Annotated in this window: 12 protein-coding genes and 1 pseudogene; 5 read left to right on the forward strand and 8 right to left on the reverse strand. The window is 67.1% G+C overall.

What is annotated here, in order from left to right:
* Positions 1–517, reverse strand: a pseudogene (locus tag AC14A7_RS08215) (glycosyl transferase); the annotation flags it as partial.
* A 246-nt stretch (positions 518–763) separates the two neighbouring features.
* On the opposite strand from AC14A7_RS08215, the gene AC14A7_RS08220 reads away from it, so the two are divergent.
* Both AC14A7_RS08220 and AC14A7_RS08225 read left to right on the forward strand, forming a co-directional pair.
* Positions 764–2,521, forward strand: a complete 1,758-nt coding sequence (locus AC14A7_RS08220) for a coiled-coil domain-containing protein (RefSeq protein WP_484008031.1) — start codon at positions 764–766, stop codon at positions 2,519–2,521.
* Between the two features lie 48 nt (positions 2,522–2,569).
* The gene (locus AC14A7_RS08225; RefSeq protein ID WP_484008033.1) at positions 2,570–3,637 is read left to right on the forward strand and encodes an AI-2E family transporter; all 1,068 of its coding nucleotides are present in this window, start codon (positions 2,570–2,572) and stop codon (positions 3,635–3,637) included.
* A 3-nt stretch (positions 3,638–3,640) separates the two neighbouring features.
* Here AC14A7_RS08225 and AC14A7_RS08230 read toward each other — a convergent pair whose 3' ends face one another.
* The 7 genes from AC14A7_RS08230 to AC14A7_RS08260 all read right to left on the reverse strand — a co-directional run bounded on the left by AC14A7_RS08230 (position 3,641) and on the right by AC14A7_RS08260 (position 8,299).
* Positions 3,641–4,351: an alpha/beta hydrolase gene (locus tag AC14A7_RS08230; RefSeq protein ID WP_484008035.1), complete on the reverse strand. Its 711-nt coding sequence runs from the start codon at positions 4,349–4,351 to the stop codon at positions 3,641–3,643.
* Positions 4,352–4,364: 13 nt separating this feature from the next.
* Positions 4,365–4,661, reverse strand: a complete 297-nt coding sequence (locus AC14A7_RS08235; RefSeq protein ID WP_484008037.1) for a hypothetical protein — start codon at positions 4,659–4,661, stop codon at positions 4,365–4,367.
* Positions 4,662–5,285: an aggregation-promoting factor C-terminal-like domain-containing protein gene (locus AC14A7_RS08240; protein WP_484008039.1), complete on the reverse strand. Its 624-nt coding sequence runs from the start codon at positions 5,283–5,285 to the stop codon at positions 4,662–4,664.
* Between the two features lie 54 nt (positions 5,286–5,339).
* Positions 5,340–5,894 (reverse strand): DivIVA domain-containing protein, encoded by a 555-nt coding sequence (locus AC14A7_RS08245; RefSeq protein ID WP_484008041.1) that lies wholly within the window; start codon positions 5,892–5,894, stop codon positions 5,340–5,342.
* Positions 5,895–5,924: 30 nt separating this feature from the next.
* The gene (locus tag AC14A7_RS08250; protein ID WP_484008043.1) at positions 5,925–6,782 is read right to left on the reverse strand and encodes a phosphatidate cytidylyltransferase; all 858 of its coding nucleotides are present in this window, start codon (positions 6,780–6,782) and stop codon (positions 5,925–5,927) included.
* Between the two features lie 108 nt (positions 6,783–6,890).
* The gene (frr, locus tag AC14A7_RS08255) at positions 6,891–7,445 is read right to left on the reverse strand and encodes a ribosome recycling factor (protein WP_484008045.1); all 555 of its coding nucleotides are present in this window, start codon (positions 7,443–7,445) and stop codon (positions 6,891–6,893) included.
* A gap of 14 nt (positions 7,446–7,459) precedes the next feature.
* The gene (locus AC14A7_RS08260; protein WP_484008047.1) at positions 7,460–8,299 is read right to left on the reverse strand and encodes an EamA family transporter; all 840 of its coding nucleotides are present in this window, start codon (positions 8,297–8,299) and stop codon (positions 7,460–7,462) included.
* Between the two features lie 228 nt (positions 8,300–8,527).
* On the opposite strand from AC14A7_RS08260, the gene AC14A7_RS08265 reads away from it, so the two are divergent.
* The 3 genes from AC14A7_RS08265 to AC14A7_RS08275 form a co-directional block, all read left to right on the forward strand.
* Positions 8,528–10,057, forward strand: coding sequence for a sugar transferase (locus AC14A7_RS08265; protein WP_484008049.1), 1,530 nt, complete (start codon positions 8,528–8,530; stop codon positions 10,055–10,057).
* Complete coding sequence (locus tag AC14A7_RS08270; RefSeq protein ID WP_484008051.1) at positions 10,057–11,232, forward strand: DUF1972 domain-containing protein; 1,176 nt, start codon at positions 10,057–10,059, stop codon at positions 11,230–11,232. Before AC14A7_RS08265 ends, AC14A7_RS08270 begins: the two co-directional genes overlap by 1 nt.
* The coding region (locus tag AC14A7_RS08275; RefSeq protein ID WP_484008053.1) for an immunoglobulin domain-containing protein at positions 11,229–11,551 on the forward strand (323 nt) is incomplete at its 3' end. The genes AC14A7_RS08270 and AC14A7_RS08275, both read left to right, overlap by 4 nt.

The following is an 11,551-nucleotide window of genomic DNA, read 5'->3' on the forward strand; positions in this document are numbered from 1 at the left end:
GGAATGCCCACGGCGTGGAGTTGTCGAGCAGCCAGGTGACGCTGACATCAGACGGTGCCGGCTCGATGCCGTCGGCGACGATGATGAGCGAGATGTCCTCTGGAACGTTGATCGTGAAGTCGAGCGACGTGTCCTCGCGGAAGTCGGCCACCCAGAGATCGGAGCCCGACGGGTCGGGAACCTCCGACTCTGTGCCCTCAATGAGTTCGGACGTCAGCTTCTTGGCCTCCGGGTCGAAGGCGATGCTGTTGTAGCTGGCGTCGCCGACCCACGCCATGACGTCGCTCGTGCGCCCGTAGGCGGCGAAGTTCGACTCGGCGCCGCTGACCGTGACGGTCTGCTTTCGGTCGAAGCTGTTGAGCACAGCACCGTCGATGATGGTGATGGGGGCGTCGCTCGTGGTCTCGACCGTCGCAGTGAGGTGGTCGTCACCAGCGAGGATGGTTCGTTGGGCGATTCCGTAGCCCATCATGAGGGCCGCGAGGGCAAAGCTGATTATTGCGAGCACAAGCCGCATGTAGTTGCTCCTTTCGTGTCGCCCGAACGGCCCAATGGCCGGAATCCGCCCCCGCTACATGAGCGCGCAGTGGGCGGTTCTCGCGAGCGGGTGCTCGCGGGACGGCGACAGCAAAGACGTTCAAGAATAGCCGATGGCCACTTTTGCGGCCTAACCAGGGGACTGTGAAGGTTCTGGCAATGGAATCCGAGGCCAATGAGCATCACCACTAAACTCGGAGGGTTCGTTCATCGACAAGGAGACACTGTGGCTGCTGACGACGAGGATTTCGGTACGGAGCTTCGCGGCTATAAGAAGGACGCCGTCGATGCCGCCATCCAGGAACTCCGGCGCGAGCTCATCAAGGCCAACACCGACCGCGCCGAGGCCCTTAAAGAGGCCAAGCGCATCTCGGCCGTCGCAGAAGACCTGCAGGCAGAGCTCGACGAGACGGGCACTCCGACCTACAGCGGCCTCGGTACCAAGCTGGAGAACACGCTTCGTGTCGCAGAGGAGCAGGCGACCCGCCTCATCAGCCAGGCCGACATCGACGCAGAGAAGCTGCGCACCTCTATGCAGGCAGAGGCGCAGCGTCTTGCCACAGAGTCGACGGAGGCAGCGCAGCGCGTCGTCGCCGAGGCCGAGGCGCGCGCGCAGCAGCTGCTCGCCGATGCGCGGTATGAGGCCGAGACCCTGACCTCGCGCAGCCGCACCGAGGCAGAGGTGCTCGTGCGAGAGGCGACGGATGAGGCGGCCGCCATCCGTGGAGCCGTGGCCACCGAGGCGGCAGAGGCACGCGCGATCGCCAAGCGCGAGGCGGCCGCCATCCGTGCAGAGGCCGAGAGCCAGGCGGCAGAACTCACCTCTGCAGCCAACCGAGAGGTGGCTGAGGCACGCGATGCGGCCGCTCAACTCGCCCGCGACGCCGAGAAGGGCCGCGCTGACTACGAGGCGGAGAACGCACGCCTGCGCGGCGACCTCGAGCGCGACATCGAGCAGGGCCGCACCGACCTCGCCCGCGAGATCGAGAAGGCCACCGGGCGATTCGCCGACGAGTCGGCTGCCGATCGCGCCAGATTCGAGGCAGAGATGGCTGCAGCACGCGCCGCCTTCGACGCCGAGACCACTGCGGCTGCGGCCAAGTTCGCTGCCGACACCGCAGAGGCTGAGGCGCGACTCGCGGCAGAGACGGAGGCCGCCAACGCTGCCCTCGCTGCAGAGACAGAGGAAGCCCAGTCGCGCATCCGTTCAGAGGCGGCCAAGACGAAGGCCGCCCTCGATGCCGATGCAGCACGCACACGCAACGCCCTCGAGGCTGAGACGACGGCGGCACGCAACGCCCTCGAGACAGAGACGGCGAACGCCCGCATCGCCCTGGAGGCAGAGACTGCCAGCGCACGCAATGCGCTCAACGCGGAGATCGCGGAGACGCGCAACGCACTGCACCTCGACGTCGAGAAGCAGCGAGCCGACGTCGCGCGCGATATCGAGCGCCAGCGCGCAGAGCTCGCTCACGAGACAGAGACCGTTCGCGCGCAGCTTGCCCACGAGACGGCAGAGACCCGCACGAAGCTCGAGCGGGACGCGCATCAGGCGCGACTCGACCTCGAGGCTGAGCTCAAGGTGCGCGGCGACGAGGCGGAGAAGGAGTTCCTCGCCCGCCAACAGGATGCCGCGGCGCAGCTGCAGAAGTACCTCACCGTCGCCCAGTCAGAGCTCGAGCAGGCGAACGCCCGCGCTGCGGCCACCCGCGCCGAGGCCGCCCACCTGGAAGACAGCTCTCGCGCCGCCGCGCAGGAGCTCACCGGCACCGCGAAGGACACGGCGGCGGAGATCCTGTCGAACGCCGAGGCGCGAGCACGCACCCTCGTTGCCGATGCAGAGAAGCACACCGCCGCCCTCGTCGCGGAGGCCGAGGATCGCCTCGCGCAGATTCGACTCGAGCGCGAGGCCGTGGCTGGCTACTTCGAGAGCCTTCGCGGGGTACTCTCGCAGGCAGAGAAGGTGCATTCCGACAACCAGTAGGCCCGTCTCGACGACAGCCACGACCACCGAGCGCCGAGAGGGCACCCGATGAAGATCCAGAACCCGTTCCGGACCGCCCTTTTCGCAGGGCTCGGGGTGCTCGTAGCCATCGTCATCGGGCAGGCTGTCGGCAACCTCGCCACCATCCTCACCTACGTCGGGGCTGCGGTCTTCCTCGCCCTCGGCCTCGACCCGCTCGTCACGTGGCTGGAGAAGCACCGGGTCAAGCGCCCGGTGGCAATCCTCATCGCCCTCGTCGGCGTGCTCGGCATCTTCGCCGGACTCGTGCTGGCGCTCATCCCGGTCATCGTCGAGCAGATCTCCAACCTCGTCACGCAGATCCAGGACAATGTCGGTCCGGCGATCGAGAACGACACCTACGTCGACTGGGTTCGCCAGAACCTGCCGTGGTTCCCGATCGAGGACGTCGCCGGCTACGTCACCGACTGGTTCGGTGCCAATGCCGATGCCATCACCGCCGCCATCCTCGGGGCGGGAGCGGGCATCGCCAGCGGTGTGTTCGGCGCGATCATCGTGATGATCCTCGTGATCTACTTCACCGCGTCCCTCAGCAGCATCAAACGCGGCGCGTACCAGCTTGTGCCTGCCTCGCGCCGGTCGCAGTTCATCGACCTCGCGGAGCAGATCAGCGACTCCGTCGGGCGCTATGTCATCGGGCAGGTGAGCCTCGCCCTGTGCAACGGCGTGCTCTCATTCGTGCTGCTCACGTTCATATTCCCGATCTTCGTCGGCGAGATCAAGTACGCGGCACTGCTCGCCTTCATCGCCTTCCTCGGATCCTTGATTCCTCTCGTCGGCACGCTCTCCGCCTCGGTCATCATCGTGCTCAGCGTGCTGCTGTTCAATGACTTCGACATCGCTGCGACCATCGTGGTCGGCGCCTGGTACCTCGTCTACATGCAGGTCGAGGCCTACGTGCTCAACCCGCGCATCATGGCTCGGGCCGTCAAGGTGCCAGGAGTGGTCGTCGTGATCGCGGCCCTCGTCGGTGGAACACTGCTCGGCATCCTCGGCGCCCTCATCGCCATCCCGGTGGCCGCGGCGGTGCAGCTGATCATCCGAGAGGTCATCGTGCCGAGGCAGAACGAGATCTGAGCCTCAGTACTCCGTGGGCAGCGGTAGCGCTGCCGGGTTCATGCGTGCGACGATCTCGCTGAGCACGCGGTAGGTCTGCGCCTCGCCAACCCACAGGTGCTTTCCGCCCTCGACAGCGACGAGGTCGAGCTCTGGCAGTGACGCGAAGCGCTCGCGCGCTGCGGCCGGTGTCAGGAAGTCGTCGAGCTCTGGAATGAGGGCCGTCATAGGAATTCCGCTGCCGGCCCACGCGGCGATCTCGGCATCCGTCGTGCGATGAAGCGGCGGCGAGAGCAGGATCGCACCCGCAATCGGGTGGGCGAGGCCGTGCTTGAGCAGCACCTCCGTGCCGAACGACCAGCCGACTAGCCACGGGTTCGGAAGACCGCGCTCTGCCACGAAGCTCATGGCTGCCGCGAGGTCGTACCGTTCGGCGATGCCGTCGCCGAACTCGCCGCCGGAGATTCCACGCGGCGACCGGGTGCCGCGAAAGTTGAAGCGCAGCACGGCGAGATCAGCCAGTGCCGGAAGCCGGGCGGCAGCCTTGCGGATGATGTGCGAGTCCATGAAGCCGCCCGCGGTCGGCAGCGGGTGCAGTGCGACGATCGTCGCCACGGGCCGGCGCTCGAGCGGGAGCGCGAGCTCGCCGACGAGCGTCAACCCGTCGTCAGTGTGGAGCTCGATGTCTTCTCGAATGGCCGGCAGCTCTGTGCCGCCGCGGATCTGCTCGCTCATGCCTTCGTGCCTCTCACCGGCGAATCGCCCAGCAGTGCGAGTGCCAGTGCCGACGCGCAGCGAGGTCGTCCTCTGCGCCCATGAGCCCGTCCGCCCGCCATGCGACGATATGCGCAACGCCCGGAGCAACCTCGAGGCTGCAGCCGGGGCAGGTGTACGGCTTCATCGCCGAGGTGGCGGAGAGCGGCTGCACGTTCCAGCTGCCGTCGCGCTTCTGCTCGATGTGAAGTCGGCCCGCGAGCACTCGCGCCAGATCGATCTCCTCAGCGGCCGATGGCTGGCGACCGCGAGGACGGTTGGAGCGCGGCATCTAGTACCAGCCCCGTTGCTCCGATGAGGTCCAGGCGCCACACGGATTCACATAGCGACCCGCGATGTACCCGAGACCCCACGTGATCTGCGTCGCCGGGTTGGTCTCCCAGTCGGCCGCGACGGTCGCCATCTTGACCCCCGGGAGCGCCTGCGGGATGCCGTGGGCACCGCTTCTCGCATTGTGCGCGTTGACGTTCCAGTGCGACTCCCGCTCCCAGAGGGACACGAGGCAGGCGTACTGTGCGTCGTCCCACCCACGGGCCAGCACCATCTCGTAGGCAATCGCCTTGGCCGTGCCGGGGTCTGGCTTCCCGACCATCGGGGCGGACGCCTGAATCTTGGTGATGGCGTACTGGCCACGGTCGACGGCCAGCACGGCCTCGCCCGCCGTCACCGTCTGATGCGGGTCGGAAACGAGTCCGGGAGCGCTCACCTGCACCGGTTCGCCACTGAGAGCGAAGGCCGCGGTCGGGTCGATTGCGGCGGCGAGAACGAAGGTCGCACTCGCGAGGAAGGCGAAGCTCGGCAGAGACCAGGCGGACCGAACGTGGCGTGCCTCGACGCTTCCAAGACCCGTGCGCTGCACCGGCGGGAGTGCGATGGTGCTGCGACGTTTGCCCACGAGCGACGATTTTAGCCGATCAGTGCTGACAATCCGCGGAAGACGAGCAGATGGTCAGCGGACGGCGAGCATGACGTTGACAACAGTGTCGAGCAGAAGGTCGACCTGAGTCTCGTTGTACCCACCGTTCGAGCCCCGGAAAACCGCTGATCTGACCTCGTCGACGCTGAGCGGAGTGCCCTTCTGGAAGTAGTCGGCGAGGCGGTCTCCGAGCGCGTCGACGTCGCGCACGTTGTAGCCAGCACTCAGCAGGCCGACCCGCGCGAACCGGTGTCCGTGGTCGCGGTCGAGCCGGTCGAGGATGACCTGGGCGGTGGTCCTCGCCTGGCCATACCAGGCGGCGTCGCCGCCCGGCTGCGAGAAGGCGCGCTCGCGCTCTCGCGTGGCGAAGGCGTCTTCGAGGCGCTCGAGGGCGGCATCCACGTGGGCAGTGGAATAGCCGCCCTTCTCGAAGGAGAAGGCGATGGTGCGGATCGCCTTGGCGTCGAGTCCGGTGTTCGCGGTCATCGGCGCGGAGTATGCCGTGCGGGCCTCCTGCAGGAAGTCCTCGACCTCGGCGACCGTATAGCCGCGTCGGGAGCGGCGAGTGCGGGGAAACGTATTGCTCACGAAACTATCCTGCCCTAAGTAATTCGTGGATTAGGTGAAGACGATGAACAGCGCGTAAGCGGCCGCAGCAGACGGCAGCGCGGAGTCGAGTCGGTCGAGCAGACCGCCGTGCCCCGGAAGCCAGGTGCTGATGTCCTTCACGCCGAGGTCGCGCTTGATCAACGACTCGGTGAGGTCTCCGACCGTGGCGGTCAGCACGATGGTGAGTCCCATGATGACCCCGACCCACCATGGCTGCTGCAGCATGAGGATGGCGAGCAGGATGCCGGCGATCACGGCAGCGGCCACCGAGCCGGCAAAGCCCTCCCACGTCTTGTTGGGGCTGATCGACGGCACCATCTTGTTCTTGCCGAACGTGAGGCCGCTCGCGTATGCCCCGGTGTCAACGGAGACCACGATGATGAGGGCCGCGAGGGCCCACCACTGCCCGTTCTCCTGGGCGACGAGCAGCACGAAGAAGCTGGGAAGGAAGATCGTGTAGAGCACGATGAACGCCCCGGCGCCGAGGTCGCGAACCATCGAGGATTCCGCAGCCCGCCGCGACGGAATCAGTTGCTCCGCGAGTCGCCAGACGACGACGAGAACGATGGCGACCATGGTGGACAGCCAGTGCCCCGCCTCGTTGCTGAGGCCACGGGAGGGGTCGATCGCGTAGAACGAGGCTGGCACGACGAGAACGGCGCCGACGATCACCGGCACGCGCGGTACGTCTCGTCCGGCTACGCGGAGCGCGGTGGCGAGCTCGAGCGAGGCGACGAGGATGAGGAATCCGGCGAAGATGACGAACAGGTCTTTGATGACGAGGAGACTCACCAGGAGCGCGGCACCGAGGGCGACGCCGACCACGATAGCGAGCACGATCGGGCGCCCGGTGCGCTCGTTGATCATGTCGTTCGTGGCGCGAACCTGCGCTTCGATATCGTGCGCCTTCGCCTCGATGTCAGCCCGAGACGGTCGCTGATGAGGCCGTGAGCTGGTGTCGCCGGGCTCGCTCACTCAGACCTCGAGCAGTTCGGCTTCTTTGCGCTTCAGCGCCTCGTCGATGAGATCGACGTGCGCCTTGGTCGAGGCGTCGAGCTCTTTCTCTGCACGGGCGAGGTCGTCCTCCCCCACCTCCGCCTTGAGAGCATCGAGGTCGTCTTTGGCCTTGCGACGGATGTTGCGCAGCGACACGCGCGACTGCTCGCCCTTGTCTCGAACGAGCTTGACGAACTCGCGGCGGCGCTCCTCCGTCATCTCGGGGAGGGTGACACGCACGATCTCGCCGTCGTTGCCGACGTTGGCCCCGAGGTTCGGTGCGGCGACGATGGCCTTCTCGATCTCTTTGAGTGCCGCCTTGTCGTACGGGGTGACGACGAGCATGCGGGCCTCTGGGTTCTGCATCGAGGCGAGCTGGCCGAGTGGCGTCGGGGTTCCGTAGTAGTCGACGAGGATCTTCTGGAACAGGAGCGGGTTGGCGCGACCCGTGCGAACGGTCGAGAAGTCTTCCTTCGCCGCCTCGATCGCCTTGTCCATCTTGTCTTTGGCTTCGGCCAGTACGTCGCTAATCACACAGCCGAGTTTAGTCAAAGAGCGAGCAGTCCGACTCCAACAAGCACGATTGCCGCGCCGATGAGGCGCTGCACCGGGTGCGGCTCGCGAAACAGCAGCCAGCCGGCGAGGCCGACGAGCACGACACTGACCTCGCGCGCGGGGGCGACGATCGACACGGGCGCGAGCTGCACCGCGAACAGGATCAGCACGTAGGCGGCGGGCGAGAGCACGCCAACGACAGCCACGACCCGCCAGTGCCGGCGGATGGTCGGCAGCACGTCTGTGCGGTGCCGCACGACCGCGGGGGTGAGCAGCAGCGCTGCAGCGACGAGTGCCCAGTAGTAGCCGAGGGGCGGCATCCCTCCGTTGATGACGGCATTCGAGTCCCACAGCGTGTACACGGCGATGACCACACCGACGGCAAGCCCGGCGAGCACTCCCGGTCGATTGACGACTGCGTGCTCGCGCCCGCCCGCCAGGCCGATGACGACAACGCCGGCGATGACGACGACAGCACCGGCGAGAGCGAGGATGCCGGGGCGCTCGCCGAGCAGGATGATCGCCAGGATGACGCTGAGCAGCGGCCCCGTGCCGCGAGCCAATGGATAGACCACGGAGACATCCCCGCGTCGATAGGCAAACTGCAGCAGGTAGAAGTAGGCGATCTGCAGGGAACCGCTCACGAGGGAGAGCCATAGCCACCCGGCGCCGGCGTCACGGATCGAGGCGACTCCGAGGGGCGCGAAGAGCACAACACCGACCATGAAGGCCAGCCAGAGGACGACCGCTCCACTCACGCCAGCGCGCTTCATCGACAGATTCCACGTCGCATGGGCGACCGCCGCGGCAGCGATCAGGAGGGCGACGACCATGGTTACCCAAGGCTACGGGGGCCGAAGGGCCATCGAATTGTAGTTTTCTCGACAAATCCGTCTACCCCCCCGAACTGGGGGTACTGACGTTATTGTGCGAGGGATACTTTCTGTTCTACTACCCCGCACCCCCGTACGGGGCACAAGCCCTCGAATACGACAACTTCCCGGTCGACTGCCGCACTTCCCGACGGCATATTCACATACCTGCCCTCCACCAGGATATTGATGAACGACTTCGAAGTTGCATCCCCCGGCGTTGCCGCGAACCAGGCAGTTGCGATCGCTCCTGCCGTCGCCGCCGTGCGTCGCACGCATCCGGTGCGAAGTCGTGCTCTCCACGCTGCCGACTCCGGTCCGGCCATCACCCGCGACTTCCGTTCGCGACTGGTGTGGAGCGACGGGGCGGTCGTGCTGACAGCTGTGGTTATCGCCAGCGCAGCCGCCGTGCCCGGTCGGATCGCGTCGGCGCCCCAGGTGGTCGCCCTGCTCGCAGTCATCTGCGTCGGCTGGATCGGCGCCCTGTGGGTGTACCGCACCCAGGAATCCCGGGTGCTGTGCGTTGGCGTCACGGAGTACCGCCGGGTGGTGAGCGCGAGCACCATGACCTTCGGCATCGTCGGCATCGCGGTCGCGGTCGCCGAGGTCGACCGGGCGCGCTTCTTCTTCATTCTCGCCTTCCCCCTCGGCCTGGTCGGGCTCGTCGTCGAGCGATGGATCTGGCGCAAGTGGCTCGCCAACCGCAGCCTCGACGGCGCGGCCCTGTCGCGGGTCGTCGTGGTGGGGGAACGCACCGACGTCGAGTACGTCATCGACCAGATCCGCAGCAAGCTCGGCATCGCCTACGCGGTCGTCGGCGCGGTCATCGCGGATGACGACCTCGACGGCCGGGAGTTCGGCCGCAGTGCCATCCCGGTCTCGAACAATCTCGACGAAGTGCCGTCGACGGTGTCCATGCTCGGTGCCGACGCCGTGATCATCGCCGGCACGCCGCACAACAGGCCGGACTACGTGCGCCAGCTCTCGTGGGCTCTGGAAGGGATGTCGACAGACCTCATTCTCGCGACGAGCCTGGCGAACGTGGCCGGGCCCCGCATCCACCTCCGCCCCGTGGAGGGACTGCCCCTCATCCACGTGGAGATCCCGCAGTTCGAGGGCGGGCGTCACGCGCTGAAGCGTGCCTTCGACGTGGTGGTCGCCCTGACCGCGATCGTAGTGCTCGCCCCCCTTCTCCTCGCCGTCGCCGTGGTCGTGCGACTCGACAGCCCTGGTCCCGTGCTGTTTCGGCAGCAGCGGGTCGGTCGAGACGGAACGCTTTTCACGATGCTCAAGTTCCGATCGATGGTCGTGGACGCAGAGGAGCGCCTCTCGGCCCTTCGCGACGTGAACGAGGGCGCGGGCGCGCTGTTCAAGCTGCGCCAGGATCCGCGCATCACCCGGGTCGGGCGGTTCATCCGTCGCCACTCGCTCGACGAGCTCCCGCAGCTGTGGAACATCGTGGTCGGCGACATGAGCGTGGTTGGCCCTCGGCCGCCCCTGCCCCGCGAGGTCATGGACTACGAGGATCACGTGCACCGCCGCCTCTACATCCGGCCCGGTCTCACCGGCATGTGGCAGGTGAACGGGCGCTCGACGCTCGATTGGGAGGAGAGCGTCAAGCTCGACCTCTTCTACGTCGAGAACTGGTCGCTCGTCGGCGATGTCGTCATCATGTGGCGCACCCTCCGCGAGGTGCGATCTCCGCAGGGGGCGTTCTGATGACCGGCACGAACGGCCTGCGGATCGCCATGATCGGCACCCGTGGCGTGCCCGCTGCCTACGGCGGATTCGAGACGGCCGTCGAGGAGATCGGCGCGCGCCTCGCGAACCGAGGTCACGAGGTCGTCGTGTACTGCCGCACAACCCCCGACGCCCAGCGCGCGCAGTGGCGCGGCATGAAGCTCGTGCACCTGCCAGCCGTGCGGCTGAAGTCGGCGGAGACTCTCAGCCACACGGCCCTCTCTGTGCTGCATGTCGCGCGGGGCGTTCGACCGCAGGTGGCGTTCGTCTTCAACGCCGCGAATGCGCCGTTCGTGCCCTCGCTGCGCCGACTCGGCATACCGGTCGCCGTACACGTCGACGGCCTCGAGTGGAAGCGCGACAAGTGGAGCGGAGCAGGTCGCCGCTACTACCGGTGGGCGGAGTCGCACGCCGTGCGCACCGCCGATGCCCTCATCGCCGACGCCAGCGGCATCGCCGACTACTACCGCACGCAGTACGCCGCCGAGACGGAGCTGCTGGCCTATGGTGCGCCCGTCATCGAGCACTCGACGAGCGAGCGCATCCGCCATTTCGGCCTCGATCTCGGTGGATACCACCTTGTCGTCGCGCGGTTCGAGCCGGAGAACCACGTCGACCTGATCGTTGAGGGCTATGCGCAGAGCAATGCGCAGCTGCCTCTCGTCGTCGTCGGCAGCGCCCCGTATGCGGCGGCGCACTCCGCGCGAATCGCCGCGATCGCAAGCGGAGACGCCCGCATCCGCCTACTCGGCGGCATCTTCGACCAGGAGCTGCTCGACGAGCTCTACGCCAACGCGCTGTCGTATGTGCACGGCCACTCCGTGGGGGGCACCAACCCCTCGCTGCTGCGCGCCATGGGCGCAGGCACCCAGGTCATCGCGTGGGATGTCGGCTTCAACCGTGAGGTCGCGGGAACGACGGCGACCTACTTCACCGACCCGCAGTCGGTCGCTCTTCGCATCGCGGAGGCGGAGGCGTCTCCCGCGGAGAGCATTGCGAACGGGGCCCGGCTGCGCGAACGCGCCCGCCGACTCTATGAGTGGGATGCGGTGGCCGACGGATACGAAACCCTTGCGCTTCGGCTGGCCGGACAGGGCTCACGACCGGTCACCGTGGCGACCGACACACGAAGACGAGAGCTGAGATCGCTATGACTGCCATCATCCGCCTCCCCCGCCGGATCGCGGCAGTCCTCGCCGCACTAGCTCTGGTGGCCGCGGGCACCGCCCTGCCCGAGGCCGCCGACACCCTCCCCCCGTCACCGTCAACGCCCGTGACCGTTGCCGCCGACGGCCTGCCGGCACCGCAGATCAACGGTGTCGTGTGGGCGCAGACGGTGGTCGGCAACATCGTCTACGCGGTCGGCAAGTTCACCACCGCACGCCCAGCCGGATCCGCCCCCGGCACCAACACCGTCACCCGCAACAACATCCTCGCCTACAACATCGAGACCGGACTCCTCGTGCCCGGATT

This window comes from Conyzicola sp., assembly GCF_057073975.1.

What these genes read in the sequence shown, in the direction of transcription:
- AC14A7_RS08250 (WP_484008043.1), bottom strand. Translation starts at nt 6,782, where the DNA reads ATGATCAACGAGCGCACCGGGCGCCCGATCGTGCTCGCTATCGTGGTC.
- AC14A7_RS08260 (WP_484008047.1), bottom strand. Translation starts at nt 8,299, where the DNA reads ATGGTCGTCGCCCTCCTGATCGCTGCCGCGGCGGTCGCCCATGCGACG.
- AC14A7_RS08230 (WP_484008035.1), bottom strand. Translation starts at nt 4,351, where the DNA reads ATGAGCGAGCAGATCCGCGGCGGCACAGAGCTGCCGGCCATTCGAGAA.
- AC14A7_RS08235 (WP_484008037.1), bottom strand. Translation starts at nt 4,661, where the DNA reads ATGCCGCGCTCCAACCGTCCTCGCGGTCGCCAGCCATCGGCCGCTGAG.
- AC14A7_RS08265 (WP_484008049.1), top strand. Translation starts at nt 8,528, where the DNA reads ATGAACGACTTCGAAGTTGCATCCCCCGGCGTTGCCGCGAACCAGGCA.
- AC14A7_RS08270 (WP_484008051.1), top strand. Translation starts at nt 10,057, where the DNA reads ATGACCGGCACGAACGGCCTGCGGATCGCCATGATCGGCACCCGTGGC.
- AC14A7_RS08225 (WP_484008033.1), top strand. Translation starts at nt 2,570, where the DNA reads ATGAAGATCCAGAACCCGTTCCGGACCGCCCTTTTCGCAGGGCTCGGG.